This is a genomic window from Micromonospora matsumotoense, assembly GCF_050951065.1.
GTDB lineage: Bacteria > Actinomycetota > Actinomycetes > Mycobacteriales > Micromonosporaceae > Micromonospora > Micromonospora matsumotoensis.
On record NZ_CP192025.1, the window covers coordinates 1,488,445 to 1,508,736 of the forward strand.

A 20,292-nucleotide genomic window follows, 5' to 3' on the forward strand; every position below is an offset into this window, starting at 1 on the left:
CCTGCTGTCCGACCGTCGGCGTGTCGTCAGCTCCGGCCGGCGCCGCCGTCGGCGAAGACCAGCCGCAACAGCCGGTCGTCCTCCGGCACCGGCTGGCCCCGCCCGTCGTGGTTGGAGGTGGAGACCCAGAGCGAACCGTCCGGGGCGGCGGCGACCGCCCGCAGCCGGCCGTACTTCTCGGTCAACAGCTCCCGGGGTGCGCCGAGCACGGTGCCGCTGTCGGTCAACTCCACCAACCAGAGCCGCTCCCCGCGCAGGCAGGCGGTGGCCAACAGCCGGCCCGTCGCGGCCAGCCCCGAGCAGGACGCCTCGTCGGTGCCCCACTGCACGATCGGGTCGACGAACCTGTTGTTCCCGGCCTGCCCCTCCACCGTCGGCCAGCCGTAGTTCGCGCCCTTGTCGATCCGGTTGATCTCGTCCCAGGTGTTCTGTCCGAACTCGGTGGCGTACATCCGCTTTCCGGCGTCCCAGGCCATGCCCTGCACGTTGCGGTGCCCCAGTGACCAGACCGGCGAGTTGGGGAACGGGTTGCCCGCCGCCGGCTTGCCGTCGGGGGTGATCCGCAGGATCTTGCCGGCCAGGCTGGCCCGGTCCTGGGCGGCGGCGCGGTCACCGGCGTCGCCGGTGCTGACGTAGAGCTGCCCGTCCGGGCCGAAGGTGAGCCCGCCACCGTTGTGGTTGCCGGCCTTGGGGATGCCGGTCAGGATCGGCGTGGGGGTGCCGCCCAGCGTCAACCGGGCCACCCGGTTGTCCTGCTCGGTGGTGTAGTAGACGAAGACCGACCGGTCCTGCGCGTACGCCGGGGAGACGGCGACACCGAGCAGCCCCGCCTCGCCGGACGCGGCCACCCCCGGCACGGTCTGCGCCGGGGTGACGGTCAACCCCTGTGGCCCGGACTCCGGCCCGACCTTGAGGATCCTGCCGCTGTCCCGTTCGGTGACCAGCGCCGCCCCGTCCGGCAGGAAGGCCATCCCCCACGGCACCCGCAACCCCTTCGCCAGCACCGTGGCCACCACCTGCTGCTCGGGGTTGCCCGTCGACGCCGACGGGGTCGGCAGGTTGGGTGGCTCACCGGCCGGGTCGGGCTCCGGCGGGCCGAGACTGCACCCGGTCAGCAGCAGTGCGACACCGGACGTCGCCAGGGCCGCGCGGACCCGGGCGGTGCGGGGGTACGGCAGACGGGCGCTCACCCGGCCCAGCCTAGCCCGCGAACCCGGGCCCGCCGGGTCACCGGGGACGGGCCACCGGTCGGCGGACGCCTCAGCGGGCCCGCAGGGCCAGCAGCGCCACGTCGTCCTCGCGCCGCTGCTCGGAGCCGAGCAGCAGGTCACACAGGTCGGCGGCGGGGCGGGCCCCGGCGGCGGTGACCCGCTCGCACAACTGCGCCATGCCCTCGTCGATCGGCTGGTCCCGCCGCTCCACCAGCCCGTCGGTGTAGAGCAGCAGGGTGTCCCCGGGGGCGAGGAGCACCTGCGCCCCGGTGCGCGGGACCGGGCGGGTCAACCCCAGCAGTGGTTCCCGCCGGCTTTCGAGCAGCCGTGCCGTGCCGTCGGCGGTGACCAGCAGCGGCGCGGGATGGCCGGCGTTGCACCAGGTGACCGCCACCCCGCCCGGTGCCGGCCGCAGCCGGGCCAGCACCGCCGTGGCGGCGGTCGGGATGCGCAGCCCCGAGATGGTGGCGTCCAACCGCCGCATCAGCTCGTCGACCGGATCACTGCGCGCGTACGCGTTGCCCCGTACCAGGTTGCGCAGCTGACCCATGGTCGCGGCGGCCTCGATGTCGTGGCCGGCGACGTCACCGATCGCTGCGATCAGGTCGCCGTCGGGCTGCACGAAGGCGTCGTACCAGTCACCGCCCACCTCCACCCGGTCGGCGGCCGGCTGGTAACGGGCCACCAGCTCGACCCACGGGCTCTGCGGCAACTGCGGGAGCATGCTGTGTTGCAGCACCTCGGCGACGTGCCGCTGCTCGCCGTAGATCCAGCCGTTGCCGACCGCCTGCCCGGCGCGCCGGCCGATCTCCAGTGCGGTGCCCAGGTCGTCCTCGTCGAAGGCCCGCCGGTCAGCCCCGTTGACCAGGGTCACCGCGCCCATCACCGCGCCCCGGCCGGGGGCCGGCACCGGCACGGTCAGGTGTGAGGCGAAGCCCAGCCGTTCGGCGAGGGTCACCAGCTCCGGCGCGTCGCTGGCCCGCCGGACGTCGTCCAGGTCGGCGACGCCGCGCAGCACCGGCTGACCGGTCCGCAGCACCGTCCGGGTGATCGAGGCCGGGCCGAGCCGGCGCAGCGCCAGCTCGCCGAAGCGGGCCACCTCGGCGGCCCGGGCCGGATCGCGGTGCACGGCGGTGACCCGGCGGGGGGTACCGGCCCGGTCGGTCAGGGTCACCATGGCCCAGTCGGCCAGCAGCGGCACCACCGCGTCGGCCAGCCGCCCCACGGCCGTCTCGACGTCGAGCGTGCCGGCCAGGGTCTCGCTCAGCGAGGCGAGCAGGTTGAGCCGGTCGTGCGCGTGTTCGACCAGGCGGCGGGCCTCCTGGGCGGCATCCAGCGCGATCCGCAGCCGCAGCTCGGAGGAGCAGGCCGCCGCCAGGTCGGCCAGCGTCCGCAGCTGTGCCTTCGTCCAGGCCCGGGGTTTGCTGTCGATCGCGCACAGCGAGCCGAGCACCCGGCCGTCCAGGTCGGTCAGCGGCATCCCGGCGTACGCGACGACACCCAGCTCCGGCACGGCCAGGTTCTCCCGGACCCGGGGGTAGAGCCGGGCGTCCGGCAGCACCAGCGGGATCTCGGTGTCGATCACGTGCTGGCAGAACGAGTGGCTCAGCGGGGTCTGCCGACGGGCGGCCCACGGGTCGGGCAGCCCGACCGCGCCGGGGAAGAACTGGCGGGTCTCGGTGACCAGGGAGACCAGCGCCACCGGCACGTCGAGCAGGTCGCCGACCAGCCGGGCGAACCGGTCGAACGCCTCGTCCGGCGCGGCGTCCAGCCCGGTGTCGGTCAGCGACCGCAGCCGGGCCGGGTCGGCCAACGCGACGATCTCGACAGCCGGCCGTTCGCTGCGCTCGGTCATCGACCACCTGTCTGCCGTGGAGGGGGGGCGCCGTGCGACGTCCGACCCTCGGTTATACCCGCCCTGGCCGACCAGCGCCTGTGGACGTGGGCGGCGTCGCCCGGTGCGGCGTCGTTCGGCGGCCCGTCGGCACCGCCCGCCGTCGGAGGGCTATCGTCGGCACGTGTGAAGGTATGGATTCCGCATCCCGCCGGTGTCGAGCTGCTCGGGCCGTTGCCGGACGGTGTCACCGTACAGCCGTGGACCGACCCGGAGAACCCGCCCGGCGACCCGGCCGACGTCCGGTTCTGGGTGCCGCCGTTCCTGGCCGGTGCGGACACCACGGCGATGCTGGACCGGCTGCCGGAGCTGGCGGTGGTGCAGCTGCTCTCCGCCGGGGCGGACGCCTGGGCCGGCCGGGTGCCGGCCGGGGTCACCCTGTGCGACGCCGGGGGGGTACACGACGCCAGCACCGCCGAGTGGGTGGTCACGGCGATCCTCGCCCAGTTGCGCGGCTTCCCGGCGCTGGCCCGCGCCCAGGCGCGGCGGGAGTGGGCGTACGACCAGGTCGCGCCGACCGACGAGCTGACCGGCAAGCGGGTGCTGATCGTGGGGGCCGGTTCGATCGGTGCGGCGGTCCGGGCCCGGCTGGCCCCGTTCGACGTCACCTTCACCCTGGTCGCCCGGACCGCCCGGCCGGCCGAGGGGGTGCACGCGGTGACCGAGCTGCCCCGCCTGCTGCCCGGGGCCGACGTGGTGGTGCTGCTGGTGCCGTTGACCGCTGCCACCCGAGGGCTGGTCGACGCCGATTTCCTGGCCGCCATGCCGGACGGGGCGCTGCTGGTCAACGCCGCCCGGGGCCCGGTGGCGGACACCTCGGCGCTGGTCGCGGAGCTGACCTCCGGCCGGCTGCGGGCGGCGCTGGACGTGACCGACCCGGAGCCGTTGCCCGCCGACCATCCGCTCTGGGAGCTGCCGAACGTGCTGCTCACCCCGCACGTCGCCGGCTCGGTACGCGGGCTGCTGCCCCGGGCGTACCGGCTGGTGGGGGAGCAGGTGCGCCGGTTCGTCGCCGGGACGCCGCTGGTCAACACGGTGGTCGACGGCTACTGACGCCGGCGGTGCCGGGCGGGCCGGGGCGGCGGCGGGCCGCACGGGGTGGTGCCGGGCGGGCCGGGAGCGGTGGTCGGCCGGCGGGTCGCGGGCCCCCGGATCAGTGGGGGTCGGGCAGGGTCTGCCCGGTGATCGAGACCAGGCGGGGCAGGTCCACGCCCCGGACCGCCGGCAGGGGCAGTTGCTGCCCGTCGGCGAGCCGGACGACAGCCCGGCCGCGCGGGTCGGCAGCCAGCTCGACGACCTGTTCCCAGGGGATTCGTCGGCCCCCGGCCAGCGCCCGCAGCCGCAGCTCGCGCGGGTCGGCGTCGGTGCCGGAGCGCCAGGCCCAGATCGCGACGGCCAGCGGGACCAGCAGCACCGGCAGCAGGTACCACCGGGCGGCGGCCAGGGGCAGCGCGCCGATGGTGGCGATGACGGCCGCGACCAGGATGGCCTGGTTGTGCCGGAAGCGGATGGTGTCGGCGCGACTCACTGTCCGATGATCCCACCCCTGGCCGAGGCGGCTCCGGCCGGGCGGGCGACCGGCCGCGACCACCGGCGGCTGGTGACCTGGATCACGGTGGGCGGGCGTAACCCGGTGAGTGATGACTCGTTGAGCCGATAACCCCCTGTCGCACCGCCCCGTGTTCCCCCTCACGAAGGCGACCGCCGTGACCGTCGCTCACCTCCTCCGTCGCTCCCCGTCCGCACCGGCCATGCTGTCGGTGCTGGTCACCCTCCTGATCGGCGTCAGCCTGGTCGGTCTCCTCCGGCCGCTGGCGGCCACCACGATGGCCGGCGCCGCCGGTTGCGCCCTGGCCACCGTCCGGCTGTTCCAGTTGACCGCGACGGGCGGGCGGGAGCGCCGGGCCCGGCACCGGCGTCGGGCCGCCACTCTGCTCAACGTCGCGGTGACGGTGGTCGGGCTGACCGTGGCGGTCCTGCCGGTGGCGCCGACGTCCCGACGGGCCGAGGTCGTGGCGACCGGGCTCGGCGCGGCCACGCTGGCCTGTGCGATCGGTCTGCTCCTGCTGCCCGGCCACTCCCGCTTGACGCCCCGGGCCCGGTGTCGCCGTGGCGTGGACGTGCTCGGTCTCGGCACCGCCCTGCTCTTCGCCGGCTGGGTGCTGGTCCCGCCCGGCCCGGTGCCACCGGTGGTCCGGGTGGTCACCGTGGTCGGCGCGGGCGGGCTGGCCGGGCTGCTGGTGAGCGCGTTGGCCGACCGTCGTCGACGCCCCGGGGCGGCCCGCTGCCGGGTCGGGGTGGCGGCCGTCCTGCTCGGGCTGGCCGACCTGGTGGTGCTGCTCGCCTACCGGGCGCCGGAAGCGGCGCTGCTGACCGCGACGCCACTGCTGGTCGGTGGGGCGCTGCTGACCGCCGCCGGGATGGCCCGGGTCGCGGCGGGCGACCCGGCCGATCCGGCCGGCCCGCCGTCGGCCTGGCCCCGGGTGACCGCACCGGCGGTGGTGGCCACCGTGGCGGCGGCCGGCCACCTGGTGTTCGTCGACGGCTTCACCCCGACCGAGGTGCTGCTGGGGCTGGCGGTGATCCCGTCGTTGGTGGCCCGGGAGTTGATCTCCGCGACCGACAACCGGCGGTGGGCCGGGCGGCTGGCCGCCCGGGAGGCGTACTTCCGGACGTTGGTCTCCGGCGGCCGTGACCTGATCGTGGTGCTCGACGACGGGTTGCGGGTCCAGTGGCTCTCGGCGGCCGGTGAGCGCTGGTTCGGGTTGTGCCAGGACGAGGTGTGCGGGCTGCCGCTGGCCGACCTGCTGCACCCGGAGGACACACCGGTGGTGCTGGCCAGGCTGGCCGCCCGGCCGGACGACGGCGCTCCGCCGCTGGTGGCCCGGATGCGCACCGGTGACGGTGGTTGGCGGGAGATCGAGTCGACGGTGAGCGACCAGCGTGCCGTGCCGGAGGTGGCGGCGGTGGTGCTGCACGTACGCGACGTCGGGGACCGCCGTCGGCTGGAGCGGGAACTGCGTCGGGTCGCGGCCCTCGACCCGCTCACCGGGCTGGCCAACCGGCAGGAGCTGCTCCGGGTGCTCGGCGAGCGGGGCGGTCCGCCCGGTGCCCTGCTCCTGGTCGACGTGCACGTGCCCGGCCCGACGCAGGACGGCCCCGGCCCGGCGGTGGACGGCGACGCGCTCCTGGTCACCACCGCCCGTCGGCTGCGCGACGTGGTCGGCCCCCGGGACCTGGTCGCCCGGTTGTCCGGGGAGGAGTTCGCGGTGGTCACCGACGCCGGCTCGGTGCCGGCGTACGCGTTGGGCGAACGGCTGTTGGCCGCGTTGACCGAACCCTGCCCGGTGCCGACCGGGATGGCCCGGTTGCGGGTTGCCGTGGGCCTGGCCGAGCTGACCGGAACGGGACCGCAGGACGTGTTGCGCCAGGCCGACCTGGCCCGTCGCCGCGCCGTCCAACTCGGCCGGAACCGGATCGAGTGGTACGACGCCTGCCTGGAGGAACAGTTGGTCCGCCGGCTGGACCTGGAACGGGAGCTGCCCGGCGCGGCGGCCCGGGGCGAGCTGGACCTGGTCTACCAGCCGGTGCTGGCGCTGGCCGATCGACGGCCGGCCGGCATCGAGGCGTTGTTGCGGTGGCGCAGTCCCGTGCTGGGCACGGTGCTGCCGGCCGAGTTGCTGCCGGTCGCCGAGGATCTCGGCCTGCTGGGTGAGCTGGGGCGGTGGGTGCTGGACCGGGCCTGTCGGCAGCTCGCCGACTGGTCGACCGGGGGTCGGGAGCTGTGGCTGGCGGTCAACCTCACCCTGGCCGAGTTGTTGGCACCGGATCTGGTGCCCCGGGTGGCGGCGGTACTGGCCGGGCACGGTGTCCCGGCGGAACGGCTGGTGCTGGAGATCGCCGAGTCGCGGCTCGGCGCGGATCTGCCGACGGTGGTGGCCCGGCTGACCGGGCTCCGGTCGATGGGGGTGCGTACCGCGTTGGACAGCTTCCGGGCGGAGCATGCCTCCCTGGCGCAGCTGCGTCGGCTGCCGATCGACCTGCTGAAGGTGCAACCCCGCCCGGTCGGGCCGGACGAGGATGCCCGACCGCTGATCGACGTGGTGGTGGGCCTGGGGGAGCGGCTGGGGGTGACCGTGGTGATGGCGGAGCTGGAGTCGGAGCCGGAGGTCGACCGGGCTACGCGGGCCGGCTGCCGGTACGGCCAGGGCTTCGCACTGGCGCGTCCGGCGACCGCCGAGCGGGTGGAGGCGTACTTCGAGGAGTTCCCGACGACCTCCCGGTGACCTGCGCCGGCACGATCGCCGCTGAACCGGTTCATCTGACCCGGGGCGGTGCGGTGCTGCCGCGCGGGGTCAGGTGCGCCGTCTCGTCCTGGAACCCGCGCACCGACTCGCCGGCGATGACGGCGAGCAGTTGGCGGGCCGCGTGCGCGCCGTAGGCGGGAATGTCACGACCGAGCGCGGTCAACGGTGGGTGCACCAGTTGACAGAGCGGGGAGTCGTCCCAGGCCACGATGGACAGGTCGGCGGGGACGCCGAGGCCCATCTCCTGCGCCACGGCGAGCCCGGCGATCGCCATCACGTCGTTGTCGTAGATCACCGCGGTCGGGCGTCGGGCGGAACTGAGCAGTCGTCGGGTGGCGCGCGCACCCTCCTCGCCGGTGTAGTCGGACCACACCGTCGCCGCGTCGGTCAGGCCGAGCCGGCCGCACACCTCGGCGAAGGCGTCGGTGCGGATCTCGGTGTGCAGCAGCGAGGGCAGCCCGCCGACCCGGGCGATCCGGCGGTGGCCGAGGGCGACCAGGTATTCCACCGCCTCGGCCAGCGCCGCCGCGTCGTCGGCCCAGACGTGGGCCAGGGTGCCGGTGTGGCCCGGCCCGCCGATCACCACGGCGGGCAGTTGCAACTCCTCCAGGGCGGGCACCCGGACGTCGTTCGTCCGCAGGTCGCAGACGAGCACGCCGTCGACCCGCCGTTCGGCCCACCACCGCCGGTAGACGGCGATCTCCGCCTCCTGGTCGGCGACCACCTGGAGGGTCAGCGCGTACGACCGGGCGGAGAGTTCGGCCTCGACGCCGCTGATCAGCTCCATGAAGAACGGCTCGATGCCCAGTATCCGGGCCGGTCGGCACAGGGCCAGGCCGACCGCGTCGGCGGTGGCGCCGGAGAGCGCGCGGGCGGCGCTGCTGGGGCTGAAGCCGATCTCGGTGGCGATCGCCAGGATGCGTTGCCGGGTGGCCTCCGAGACACCCGGTTGCCCGTTGAGCGCGTAGGACACCGCCCCCTTGGACACCCCGGCGCGTCGGGCGACGTCGGCGATGGTCGGCCGCTTCACCGGCGTGTCTCCTCCATTTCCCACGGCCTGGGCGGGCCGTCCACGGGGCCGGGGTCGCCGGCGGTGCCCACGCTACCGGTGCCCGGTCGGGTCGACGCTCCGGCCGGGGCGGTCATCCGTTACCGCCGACGAGGATTTGCTTGCCCGGTTAAGCGTACGGGGTGGGATGTACGCGAGGGTACCGCAGCAGCAGGCCGAGCGGGGTGAGGAGCGTCCCCGGCCGTGCTTTCCCGCGCCGATGATCACGTGCAGATTGCCGGATTGAGGCGCTGTTAACCGGCCGTTGACACCGTCAGGGGTGGCCCGTACGGTGACCTCACTTATCCGGTTCAGTCAACGCCTGTCGATGTCATGGGCGTCCCGACGTGTGCGCGGAGGATGAGATGAAACGGTCCTGGACGGCCGGCAGACCGTCCGGGAATCATGGAAGGCGCGGTGAAGTCGTGAGTGAGCTGGTGTTGCACGAGGGTTGGCAGCTGCGGGCGGTGGCCGGGGCGCAGGTGCCCGGCGCGGTGGCCGGGCGGGCGGTACCGGCCACGGTGCCGGGCTGCGTGCACACCGATCTGCTCGCCGCCGGCCTGATCGACGACCCCTACCTCGACGACAACGAGACGGCGCTGGCCTGGATCGGCCGCACCGACTGGGAGTACGCGACCACGTTCGTGCACCGGCCCGGCGACGACGACCGGGTCGACCTGGTCTGCGCCGGGTTGGACACGGTCGCCACGATCACCCTCAACGGTGTCGAGGTCGGCCGCACCGCGAACATGCACCGGTCGTACCGGTTCGACGTGCGGTCAGCGCTGCGGTCGGGGGAGAACACCCTCGCCGTCCGGTTCGACTCGGCGTACCGCTATGCCGAGGAGCAGCGGGAACGGCTCGGCGACCGGCCGAACGCCTACCCGGAGCCGTTCGCGTTCATCCGCAAGATGGCCTGCAACTTCGGGTGGGACTGGGGGCCGACGGTGGTGACCGCCGGGATCTGGCAGGAGATCGGGCTGCACGCCTGGTCCACCGCCCGGCTCGGCACCGTCCGTCCACTGGTGACGGTCGTCGACGGCCGGGGGCGGGTCGACCTGCACGTCGAGGTCGAGCGGGTGGCCGACGTGCCGCTGACCGTCCGCGCCGAGGTCGCCGGGGTGACCGGCGAGACGACCGTTCCGGCCGGGCAGCGCACGGCCGCGCTGACCCTCACCGTCGCCGACCCCGAGCTGTGGTGGCCCCGGGGGTACGGCGCGCAGCCGTTGCACCCGCTGACGGTGACCCTGTCGACGGCGGAAGGCCGCCCGCTGGACACCTGGTCGCACCGGATCGGGTTCCGCTCGGTACGCCTCGACACCACCCCCGACGCCCACGGCACCCCGTTCACCCTGCACGTCAACGACGTGCCGGTGCTGGTGCGGGGGGTCAACTGGATCCCCGACGACGCGTTCCCCACCCGGATCACCCGCGACCGGCTGGCCCGGCGGTTCACCCAGGCCGCCGACGCCCACGTCAACCTGCTCCGGGTCTGGGGCGGTGGCCGCTACGAGTCGGCCGACTTCTACTCCCTCGCCGACGAGCGGGGTCTGCTGGTGCAGCAGGACTTCCTGTTCGCCTGCGCGGCCTACCCGGAGGAGGAGCCGTTCGGCGCGGAGGTCGAGGCGGAGGCGCGGGAACAGGTGACCCGGTTGGCCGGCCACCCCTCGCTGGTGCTCTGGACCGGCAACAACGAGAACATCTGGGGTTGGCACGACTGGGGCTGGCAGGAGCCGTTGGCCGGGCGCAGCTGGGGGCGGGGCTTCTATCTCGACCTGCTGCCCCGGGTGGTCGCCGAGCTGGACCCGACCCGCCCGTACTGGCCGGGTAGCCCGTGGTCGGGCGTGGAGGCGATCCACCCCAACGACCCGGCGCACGGCACCACGCACATCTGGGACGTGTGGAACACCGACGACTACCCGAAGTACCGCGAGTACGTCCCCCGGTTCGTCGCCGAGTTCGGCTACCAGGCGCCCCCGGCGTACGCGACGCTGCGCCGGGCGTTGTCCGACGAGCCGCTGGCGCACGACTCGCCGGGGATGGCCCACCACCAGAAGGCGGCCGACGGGGACGCCAAGCTGCAACGCGGTCTCGACGCGCACCTGCCCGCCCCGGCCGACTTCGACGACTGGCACTACCTGACCCAGCTCAACCAGGCGCGGGCCATCCAGCTGGGGGTGGAGCACTTCCGCTCCCACCGGGACGTCTGCTCCGGCAGCATCGTCTGGCAGCTCAACGACTGCTGGCCGGTCACCTCCTGGTCGGCCGTCGACGGTGACGGCCGGCGCAAACCCCTGTGGTACGCGCTGCGTCGGGCGTACGCCGACCGGCTGCTCACCGTCCAGCCCCGCGACGGCGGGTTGGCCCTGGTCGCGGTGAACGAGACCGGCACCCCGTGGCGGGCCCCGGTGACGGTGACCCGGACGACGCTGACCGGCGAGCCGAGGGCGAAGACGTCGTACCCGCTCGACGTGCCGGCGTACGCGGCGGTGACGGTGCCGCTGCCGGTGGACCTGGCGGTGGCGGAGGAGGGACGCCGGGAGCTGCTGGTCGCCGAGGCCGGTGACACCGCCGAGCGGGCGCTGTGGTTCTTCGCCGAGGACCGGGACGCGCAGTGGCCGGCGGCCCGCTTCGACGCGACGGTGGAGCCGGTCCCCGGCGGGCAGCGGGTCCGGGTCACCGCCCGTACCCTGCTGCGGGACCTGACGCTCTTTCCGGACCGGCTCGACCCGGCCGCCGAGGTCGACGCGGCGCTGGTCACCCTGCTGCCGGGGGAGTCGGTCACGTTCACGGTGACCTGCGGTGCGCCGCTGGACCCGGCGGCGCTGACCACCCGGCCGGTGCTGCGCTGCGTCAACGACCTGGTCGACGGCGCGGCCCCGGCCTCTTGACACCCCCGATCTGATCAGCGAGGGTCGATGCATTCCGGGTGCGGCGGCGCGCTCCTCCCCTCGTTTCCGAAGGGCAGCCGTGATGTCGTCTGCGTTCACCCGCCGTCACCTGCTCCGCCTCGGCGGGGCCACCCTCGTCGTCGCCGGCGCCGGTCCCGGCCTGCCCGCCCTGGCCGCCGGCACCGGTCTTGACCTGCCCGCCCTGGCCGCCGGCACCGTCACCGCCGACCTGGTGGTCTACGGTGCCACCTCGGCCGGCATCGTGGCCGCCGTGCAGACCCGCCGGCTGGGGCGGACCGCCGTGATCGTCGAAGCGGGCAGCCACGTCGGCGGGCTCACCACCGGTGGGCTCGGCTACACCGACAGCGGCACCAGCGCCGCGATCGGCGGTCTCGCCGGGGAGTTCTACCGCCGGGTGTACGCCAGGTACCAGGGCGTCCCGGTCACCCCCGACTCGCCGATGCGGCTGGTCTTCGAGCCGCACGTGGCCGCCGAGGTCTTCGACGAACTGCTCGCCGAGCACGGGGTGCCGGTCTACCTGAACGCCCGACTGGCCACCGTGCAGCGCAGTGGTGACCGGATCACCGGCCTGGTCACCGACAACGGGCAGCTCTTCACCGGCCCGATGTTCGTCGACGCCACCTACGAGGGTGACCTGATGGCCGCCGCCGGGGTGTCGTACACGGTCGGGCGGGAGGCCAACGCCGCGTACGGCGAGACGATCAACGGGGTGCAACTGCGCGGGGCACACCAGTTCACCCTGCCGGTCGACCCGTACGTGGTGCCGGGCAATCCGGCCAGCGGGCTGCTGCCCGGCATCTCCGCCGGGCCGGTCGCGGCGAACGGCACCGGTGACGACCGGATCCAGGCGTACAACTTCCGGATGTGCCTGACCCAGGCCGCCGGCCGGGTCCCGTTCCCCCGACCGGCCGGCTACGACCCGGCCGACTACGAACTGCTGCTGCGGTACGTGCAGGCCGGGTACACCGGGCCGTTCTTCACCACGCAGAGCGTCGGTGGTGGGAAGACCGACTCGAACAACACCGGGGCGTTCTCCACCGACTTCATCGGCGCGAACTACGCCTACCCGACGGCGACCCGGGCGCAGCGGGACAGCCTGACCGCCGACCACCGGACGTACCAGCAGGGGCTGATGTGGTTCCTGGCCAACGACCCCCGGCTGCCGGCGTCGGTCCGGGCGGGGGTCGCCCGCTGGGGCCTGGCGGCCGACGAGTTCACCGCCACCGGCGGTTGGCCCCCGCAGCTCTACGTCCGCGAGGCCCGCCGGATGGTGTCGGCGTACGTGATGACCGAGCGGGACTGCCGGGGCGTCGTCCGGGCTACCGACTCGATCGGGCTGGCCAGCTACACCATGGATTCGCACAACTGCCAGCGGGTGGTGGTGGACGGGCTGGTCAGGAACGAGGGCGACGTGCAGGTCGGGGTGCCCGGCCCGTACCCGGTCAGCTACCGGGCGATCGTGCCCGGCGCGGCGCAGTGCGCCAACCTCCTCGTCCCGGTCTGCCTGTCGGCCAGCCACATCGCCTACGGCTCGATCCGGATGGAACCGGTCTTCATGATCCTCGCCCAGTCCGCCGCGACGGCGGCGATGCTGGCCGTCGACGCCGGGGTGCCGGTGCAGCAGGTCGACGTCGCCGCCCTCCAGGCCCGGTTGCGCCGGGACGGGCAGCTCCTGAGCTGGCCGCCCACCGCCGACGGCGAGATCGTGGTGGACAACCGGGCGGCCGGGGTCACCCGGGCCGGGGTCTGGGTGGCCAGCACCGCCATCGGCGGCTACCAGGGGACGGACTACGAGCACGACGGCAACACCGGCAAGGGCGTCAACCGGCTGCGCTTCACCCCGTCCCTGCCGACGGGCGGGAGCTGGGCGGTCCAGTTGCGCTGGACGGCCGACCCGAACCGGGCCAGCAACGTCCCGGTCGACGTGGTGCACGGCGGTGGGGTGACCACCCGGCTGGTCGATCAGCGCACCTCGGGTGGGCAGTGGGTGTCGTTGGGGACCTACCAGTTCCCGGCGGGTACGGCCGGCAGCGTGCTGATCCGTACCGAGGCCACCGACGGGTACGTCGTGGCCGACGCGGCCCGCTTCCTGCCCGCCGTCGCCTGAGCCGGGGCGCGGTCCTCGGCAGCCCGGAAGCGGTGTTGCGGCGGTGCTGTGGCGTCGAGTACGTTTTTGCGGCACGCCGTCGAGCCGGAAAGGAGGTCAGAACAATGTCCGATGTTCTGCGCCCCCTCCGCGTTCCGGCGTCCACGCGGATCTGACCGGGGCGTTCGCCTTCCGGAGGATTCCCCATGACCGACCTGGTCATCCGCCCGCTCGTCGCGGGCGAGGAAGAGCTGTTCGAGTCCATGCCCGACCCGCTGCCCCCACTACGCAAGATCGGTTACGCCGACGGCGTCGCCGGAGGTGGCTACCGCCCGGAGCGCACCTGGGTCGCCCTGCGGGGCGGCCGGGTGGTCGGCCGGGCCGCGTGGCTCCTGCCGCCCGGAGCCGCCGGCGCACCCTGGCTGGACCGCTTCGACCTGGTCGCCGAGCCGGAGGTGGGTGCGGCCCTGCTGCGCGCGGCCCACGACGCGCTCGGCGGTCCGCACCGGTACTACGCCGGCCTGCCGGCGCACTGGCGGCGTCGGCCGGAGGTGCTCGCCGTGGTCCGGGCGTCGCTGGCGGCGGCCCGGCTCGCCGGGCTGGTCGAGCAGGGTGAGCGGCTCCGGTGTTCGTGGGCGGGCACACCACTGCCGGCGGCCTCCGGCCGCTACGCCTTCCGTCCGGCCACCGACAGCACGGAGATCGACTCCCTCGTCGGCCGGATCGCCGAGCCGGACGTGCTGACCGGCCGCGAGATCGCCCAGGCGGTGGCCGGGGTGGACCTGGCCAGAGATCCACTGGCCTGGCTGACCGGTCCGGCCGCGACCTGGCGGATCGCCCTGGCCGCCGGGGAGCCGGTGGGGTTGGCCGGGCCGGCGGGGGACGCCTGTTTCCCGCTGCTCGGCTACCTCGGCCTGGTGGACGGGGCGGCGCGCGGCGACCTGCTGGCCGACTCGGTCGCGGCGTTGGCGGCCGAGGGTGCTCGGGAGGTGGTGGCCGACGTGGACGCCCACCGGGTGGCGGTGGTCGCGGAGTTGGAACGTACCGGTTTCCGGCAGTTGCGCTCCCGGTTGATCTTCGCGCCGGCCGACGGTGCGCCGGCTGCGTCGACCCGCGACCCGGGCGGGCCACGCTGACCGCCGCCGTGCCTCGTCGGCCCAGCCTCGACTGACCCGCATGGTGTGCCCCCGGCAGATCCGCCGGGGGCACACCACGCGATCGGGGTACCGAATGGGGAGTCACGAACCACGCGACAGGCTATTTGAAGAATTTCGCAAGTGCTAAAGTCTTCATGACTTCGAACGGAAGAAGGTCGCCGGTGTCGGTGCCGCTGTACCAGGCCAAGGCGGAGCTGTTCCGCACCCTCGGGCACCCGGTGCGCATCCGGGTGCTCGAACTGCTCCAGGACGGCCCGAAGCCGGTCCGCGACCTGCTCGCCGTCATCGAGGTCGAGCCGTCCAACCTCTCCCAGCAACTCGCCGTGCTGCGCCGGGCCGGCCTGGTCACCTCCTACCGGGACGGCCCGCTGGTGATGTACTCGCTGAGCACCCCCGACGTGGCCGACCTGCTGGCCGCCGGGCGACGCATCCTCGGCACCGTCCTCACCGACCGGGACGCCCTCCTCGACGAACTCCGCGCCGCCCCCGACCCGGCCACCGTCGCCGGACCCACCGTCGCCGGACCCACCGTCGCCGGACCCACCGTCGCCGGACCCGCCGTCGGTGGTCCGCCCGGCACCGGCGGGGCTGGGCACGCGCCGCGTACCCTCGCCACGAACGGCTCGCCGACCCGGCCGGGCCGGTGAGCGTCACCGCCGTCGCCGACCGGGTCCTCGGCCTGCTGCCCGACCGCGCCGACTGGCAGGCGGTACGCCGCGCACCCCGCCGGGACCTGGTCGCCGGGCTGACCGTGGCGGTGGTGGCCCTGCCGCTCGCCCTCGCCTTCGGCGTCACCTCCGGGCTGGGCGCGCAGGCCGGGCTGGTCACCGCCGTGGTCGCCGGGGCGGTGGCGGCCGTCTTCGGCGGCTCCCACCTCCAGGTGTCCGGCCCCACCGGGGCGATGACCGTGGTGCTGGTGCCGGTGGTGCAGCAGTTCGGCCCGACCGGGGTGCTGATGGTCGGCGCGCTGGCCGGGTTGCTGCTGATCGCCCTCGCCCTGGCCCGCCTCGGCCGGTATGTCCGCTACCTGCCCACCCCCGTCATCGAGGGCTTCACCGCCGGCATCGCCGTGGTCATCGCCCTGCAACAACTCCCCGCCGCACTCGGCGTGACCGACGCGCACGGCGACCGGGTCTGGGCCGTCGCCGCCGACGCGGTCGCCCGGTTCGTCGTCCATCCCCGGCCGGTGGCGTTGGCGGTGGCCCTCGGGGTGGCGGCGCTGATGCTGCTCGGCGCGCGCTGGCGCCCCGGCCTGCCGTTCTCGCTGCTCGGGGTGGCCGCCGCCACGGTGCTCGCCGAGACCGTCCCGGTCGACCTGGTCCGGATCGGCGCCCTGCCGCAGGGGTTGCCCGCGCCGTCACTGGGCTTCCTCGACCCCGGCGCGGTCGGGGTGCTGCTGCCGTCGGCGCTGGCGGTGGCCGCGCTCGCCGCGCTGGAGAGCCTGCTGTCGGCCACCGTCGCCGACGGGATGACCGTCGGGCAACGGCACGACCCGGACCGGGAACTGTTCGGCCAGGGCCTGGCCAACCTCGCCGCGCCGCTGTTCGGCGGCATCCCGGCCACCGCCGCGATCGCCCGGACGGCGGTCAACGTCCGGGCCGGGGCGGCGTCGAAGCTGGCCGCGCTCACCCACGCGGTGGCGCTCGCCGCGATCGTCCTGGCCGCCGCCCCGCTGGTGGGCCGGATTCCGCTCGCCGCGCTGGCCGGGGTGCTGCTCGCCACCACGGTACGGATGGTCGAGGCCGGCGCGCTCTGGGCACTGGCCCGCGCCACCCGGGGCGACGCGCTGGTGCTGGTGCTCACCTTCGTCGTCACGGTGGCCTGGGACCTGGTCACCGCCGTCGCCGTCGGGGTGGCCGTGGCGGTGGTGATCGCGCTGCGCGCGGTGGCCCGCAGCGCCCGGCTGGAACAGGTCCCGCTCGACCGGGGTGAGCACAGCGCCGAGGAGCACGCCCTGCTGGCCGAGCACATCGTGGCGTACCGGCTGGACGGTCCGCTGTTCTTCGCCGCCGCGCACACCTTCCTGCTGGAGCTTTCCGAGGTGGCCGACGTCCGGGTGGTCATCCTGCGGATGTCGCGGGTGTCGGCGCTGGACGCCACCGGCGCACACGTGCTCGGCGACGCGATCCGGCGGCTGCGGGGCCGGGGGATCACCGTGCTGCTCTCCGGCATCACCCCCGACCACGACCAGGTGCTCGCCACCCTCGGGGTGGCCGACGACCTGCGCCGCGACGGGCTGGTCTTCGCCGACACCCCGGCGGCCATCGCTCACGCCCGGGAGTTGCTGCGCGGCACCGTCACCACCTGACCGTGGCCGGCCGGCGCGCGGCGGTGGGCGACACCGTCGCCCACCGCCCGACGGGCGACGCGCACCTCGCCGCCCGTCGGCGCTCCGGCCGGACCGGCCGCCGTCCTGGTCAGGCGCAGAGCGGCGAGCTGGTGTACGTGGTGCCGTTGTAGACGACCTCGCCGACCGCGCAGATCGTCGAGTTGTCGCCGTAGAGCTGGTCGCCGTAGTACTGGGCACCGGTGCCGCCGTACCACGACGTCGACTTGCGCGGGCTGTCCCGGTAGACGGTGACCTGCACCCGGTTCGGGGTCACCCGGTTGCTGATCTTGCCCCAGTTGGTGCCGCAGGTGGCGCTGTACCGCAGCTCCACCACCGCCAGCGTGGTCGCCCCCTTCACGATGTACGCCGGCTGACTGGTCGCGTTGCGGGCGTCGGCCGAGCAGCCGGTGTTGATCGGGTCGGTGCCGTCGCAGCCGGTGGTGGTGCAGCTGACGGCGCTGGCCGGGCTCGCCACGAGCAGGCTCGCGGCGACCAGGGTGCCGGCGGCCACGCTGGCCAACGTCCGGCGGGCGGCCCTCGACGTACGGGGTGCGGTGGTCATCGTTCCTCCGGTGTGGATGGTCGACTTTCGGTTCGGGATGAGTCGACTCCCATCTCTACCTTCCGTCGACGGCCGTCTCTACGCTGTGTGGCGTCGGACAATCAATAGCCGGCGCTGGTCAATCAATTTCGAGGAGTCACGGATGGCCCGGACGGAGCGGCCCCTCGATCCCGACGCCGACCCGGTGCAGGCATTCGCCGCCGACCTGCGCAGCCTGCGCGAGCGGGCCGGCCGACCGACGTACCAGGCGATGGCCCGGCGGGCCCACCGGTCGTCCAGCTCGCTGTCGGAGGCGGCCGGCGGCCGGAAGCTGCCCACCCTGGACACCACCCTGGCGTACGTCCGGACGCTCGGCGGCGACGAGACTGCCTGGGCCCGCCGCTGGCACGAGGTCGCCGCGCGTACCCCCGATCCTGCGCCCGACGACCTCGAACCTCGCGCCGCCGAGCCCCTGCCCGCCGGTGAATCGCCGCCTCCCGCCGTCCCGTCTCCCGTCGAACCGGCGACCGTCGGGCGTCCGGCCGGGGACGCCGGCGCGGCTACCGGTGTGCGGGAGACCTCGCCCACCGGGCAGCCGTCGGGTGCGGTGCGGGCCGGCCGGTCCGACCGTCGGCTGCTGCTCCCCGCTGCCGGCGCGGGCCTGCTCATGGTGCTCGTCGTCGGCCTGGCCTCGATCGGCTGGCGCTCCGCCGACCGGCCGCAGGACTCGTCCGCCCCGCCCGCCGGGGTGGCAACCCCGACACCCGTCGGGTCCGTTCCCGCCGTGCGGGTGCACGACGGGGCGGACCCCAAGGACGCCGGGTGTGCCGCCGATCCCGCCGTCGCCACCGTGGACAGCGCGGCGGTGCTGATCGACGAGCGGGTGATCGGCCTGGTGGAGCTGAGGTACTCACCGGTCTGCGGGGCGAGCTGGCCCCGGTTCATGCCGGCCCCGGCGGGCACCCCGACCGTGCCCCGGCCGGCCCGGGTGGTGCTCGCCGTCACCGACGGGGACACCCCGGCCCGCAGCCACGACTTCACCATCGACTACGCCGGCATCTCGGCCTACGGAAACCTGCTCACCAGCACCCGGAGCTGCGTCTGGGCCCAGGTGTTGATCACCGGCGCGGGCTGGTCGTCACCGCCGGCCCGGACCGGCTGCTACCGGGGTGCCACCCAGGTCCGCCCCATTCCCTGAGCCCACCGGGTCACTCCTGAGACGGGCCGGCCGACCCGTGTCGCACCGCCGGACCGTCGAACTCCGGGGCGTCCTGGGAGGAGATGGCGGTGGAGACGAGACTGGCGGCCACCGGCTGCACCGGGGTGACGTCGTCGGGGGTACGCAGCCGGGGCGGCGCGGGCATCCACGGCTTCAGGTTCTGGATGATGTGCTGATAGAAGTCGTCGACCGCGTGCAGCACGGAGTCGATGAACGCACCCCGGCCGGTGCCGCGCTTGGTGCCTGCGGTGGTGCTCTGGGCGACCCGGAAGGCGCGCAGTTCACGGGACGGGTCGGTGATCAGCGTTGTGGGCTCCTCGCGGACCTGGCGCAGGAGGTCCGTCGCGCCGCCGCCCCGGGCATGCATGGCGAACGCCTCGATCCGCAGGCTGTCCGGTGCCTCCTTCAACTGGCGGACCAGCCAGTTCACCCTCGTCGTCGGTCGACCGGAGCGCGGGGCGTCCACGTCGACGTGGCAGACGATCTGCCCGGCCCGCAGGTCGGCCGTGACCTGAAGCGCGCCGACCGCACCGGGAATCCTGATGCTCCCGGTCAGGGCCCCGGTGGTGACGAGCTGGTTCACCAGCGACTGGGTACGGGCGGCCGGATCGGCGAGGTCACGACGGCTCAACGCGGGGGTCACCTCGGTGCCCAACTGTCGGCCGAGACGCAGGCAGGCGTAGCGGATCAGCGCGTCGAAGCGACCGGCCACCTCCGCCGCGCCGCCGTCGTTGGCCCGTAGCGTCCCGGCGGACACCCCGTCGCGTACCGGCACCCAGGCCGGTCCCATGTCACTGAACTCCAGCGCGCCGGAGCGGGGATGTTCGAGGTATCTGATCAGCTCGCCGAGGACCCAGGCCTGGTCCGGGTCGGCGACGCCGCGATACTCCTTCTGGATCACCGCCTGGGTCAGGATCTCCGACCAGGGCAGGTGGTACAGGGCGACCTTGCGCAGCTTGCGCCGGTCGACGGTGGTCGGATGCTGGCCCGGCACGGGGGCGATCTCGTTGGAGATCGTGACGAGGGCGTCGAAGCCCTGCTCCCGGGCGACGTCGAGGTACGCCTCCAACTGGTCGGACTTCAGCGCGTTGCCGCCGGTCTTCACCTCGACCAGGGCGGTCCACTGCCGCTGCCCCCGGGTGACGCGGATCAGGCCGTCCGGAAAGAGCTGCTGGGTGCCGAGCTTGAAGGGGACCTCGATGAAGGTCTGCACGGTGCCGGCCGGCGCTCCGAGGGACTGGGTCAGGACCCGCCCGAACTCGCGTACCGCGCTCATCACCGCGAGCAGGGCGGAGGTCGCCCGGCGTTCCTGTTCCTCTGCGCCGTTGATGCCTGAGGTGGGGATCAGACGGGCGGCGAGCCAGGTCTCCTCGGACATGCGATGACTCCTCGTGAAGGCGGTGGTACGAGAAGTTACTCGGCGAACCGGGGAGAAACCGGCGCGACTGTGGGTGCGAACGCACCGAAGAAGCTGCCGGATCGGGCGTCGGTCGAGTCGCCCGGTCGGCTGCGGCTGTCGGACGGAGCTGTCGACATCATCACTTTGGTCCGTCACGACACTTCTGTCCGGTAGCCGACTGCGGCCAGC

13 protein-coding genes and 1 pseudogene are annotated in these 20,292 nt (G+C 74.3%); 8 read left to right on the forward strand and 6 right to left on the reverse strand.

Annotated elements, in window-relative coordinates; genetic code table 11:
• Positions 1-26 precede the first annotated feature (26 nt).
• Both ACQP1S_RS06845 and ACQP1S_RS06850 read right to left on the reverse strand, forming a co-directional pair.
• A complete protein-coding gene (locus tag ACQP1S_RS06845) occupies positions 27-1,190 on the reverse strand; it encodes a PQQ-dependent sugar dehydrogenase (protein ID WP_432904297.1) in 1,164 nt (387 codons plus the stop codon).
• Between the two features lie 70 nt (positions 1,191-1,260).
• On the reverse strand, positions 1,261-3,066 hold the full coding sequence (locus ACQP1S_RS06850) for a GAF domain-containing SpoIIE family protein phosphatase (protein ID WP_432904300.1): 1,806 nt from the start codon (positions 3,064-3,066) through the stop codon (positions 1,261-1,263).
• A 165-nt stretch (positions 3,067-3,231) separates the two neighbouring features.
• On the opposite strand from ACQP1S_RS06850, the gene ACQP1S_RS06855 reads away from it, so the two are divergent.
• Positions 3,232-4,158, forward strand: a complete 927-nt coding sequence (locus ACQP1S_RS06855; RefSeq protein ID WP_432904302.1) for a 2-hydroxyacid dehydrogenase — start codon at positions 3,232-3,234, stop codon at positions 4,156-4,158.
• Positions 4,159-4,258: 100 nt separating this feature from the next.
• Here the strand turns inward: ACQP1S_RS06855 and ACQP1S_RS06860 are convergent, their stop codons facing one another.
• Positions 4,259-4,633: a PH domain-containing protein gene (locus tag ACQP1S_RS06860; RefSeq protein WP_091245558.1), complete on the reverse strand. Its 375-nt coding sequence runs from the start codon at positions 4,631-4,633 to the stop codon at positions 4,259-4,261.
• A 178-nt stretch (positions 4,634-4,811) separates the two neighbouring features.
• On the opposite strand from ACQP1S_RS06860, the gene ACQP1S_RS06865 reads away from it, so the two are divergent.
• Entirely contained in the window at positions 4,812-7,391 is a 2,580-nt protein-coding gene (locus tag ACQP1S_RS06865) for a putative bifunctional diguanylate cyclase/phosphodiesterase (protein WP_432904304.1), read from the forward strand.
• Positions 7,392-7,422: 31 nt separating this feature from the next.
• Here the strand turns inward: ACQP1S_RS06865 and ACQP1S_RS06870 are convergent, their stop codons facing one another.
• Positions 7,423-8,442: a LacI family DNA-binding transcriptional regulator gene (locus tag ACQP1S_RS06870; protein WP_432904307.1), complete on the reverse strand. Its 1,020-nt coding sequence runs from the start codon at positions 8,440-8,442 to the stop codon at positions 7,423-7,425.
• Positions 8,443-8,885: 443 nt separating this feature from the next.
• Between ACQP1S_RS06870 and ACQP1S_RS06875 the strand changes: the two genes are divergently transcribed.
• From ACQP1S_RS06875 to ACQP1S_RS06895, 5 genes and pseudogenes are all read left to right on the forward strand, one after another.
• Positions 8,886-11,351, forward strand: coding sequence for a glycoside hydrolase family 2 protein (locus ACQP1S_RS06875; protein WP_432904310.1), 2,466 nt, complete (start codon positions 8,886-8,888; stop codon positions 11,349-11,351).
• An 82-nt stretch (positions 11,352-11,433) separates the two neighbouring features.
• The gene (locus ACQP1S_RS06880; RefSeq protein ID WP_432904312.1) at positions 11,434-13,479 is read left to right on the forward strand and encodes an FAD-dependent oxidoreductase; all 2,046 of its coding nucleotides are present in this window, start codon (positions 11,434-11,436) and stop codon (positions 13,477-13,479) included.
• Between the two features lie 185 nt (positions 13,480-13,664).
• Positions 13,665-14,594 (forward strand): acetyltransferase, encoded by a 930-nt coding sequence (locus ACQP1S_RS06885; protein WP_432904315.1) that lies wholly within the window; start codon positions 13,665-13,667, stop codon positions 14,592-14,594.
• A 182-nt stretch (positions 14,595-14,776) separates the two neighbouring features.
• Positions 14,777-15,100, forward strand: a pseudogene (locus ACQP1S_RS06890) (ArsR/SmtB family transcription factor); the annotation flags it as partial.
• 158 nt (positions 15,101-15,258) lie between these two features.
• Positions 15,259-16,923 (forward strand): SulP family inorganic anion transporter, encoded by a 1,665-nt coding sequence (locus ACQP1S_RS06895; protein ID WP_432904318.1) that lies wholly within the window; start codon positions 15,259-15,261, stop codon positions 16,921-16,923.
• A gap of 109 nt (positions 16,924-17,032) precedes the next feature.
• Here ACQP1S_RS06895 and ACQP1S_RS06900 read toward each other — a convergent pair whose 3' ends face one another.
• Positions 17,033-17,506, reverse strand: coding sequence for a DUF2690 domain-containing protein (locus tag ACQP1S_RS06900; protein WP_432904321.1), 474 nt, complete (start codon positions 17,504-17,506; stop codon positions 17,033-17,035).
• A 142-nt stretch (positions 17,507-17,648) separates the two neighbouring features.
• On the opposite strand from ACQP1S_RS06900, the gene ACQP1S_RS06905 reads away from it, so the two are divergent.
• A complete protein-coding gene (locus ACQP1S_RS06905) occupies positions 17,649-18,683 on the forward strand; it encodes a helix-turn-helix domain-containing protein (protein ID WP_432904324.1) in 1,035 nt (344 codons plus the stop codon).
• 10 nt (positions 18,684-18,693) lie between these two features.
• Here the strand turns inward: ACQP1S_RS06905 and ACQP1S_RS06910 are convergent, their stop codons facing one another.
• The gene (locus ACQP1S_RS06910) at positions 18,694-20,082 is read right to left on the reverse strand and encodes a stress response protein (protein WP_432904327.1); all 1,389 of its coding nucleotides are present in this window, start codon (positions 20,080-20,082) and stop codon (positions 18,694-18,696) included.
• Positions 20,083-20,292 lie beyond the last annotated feature (210 nt).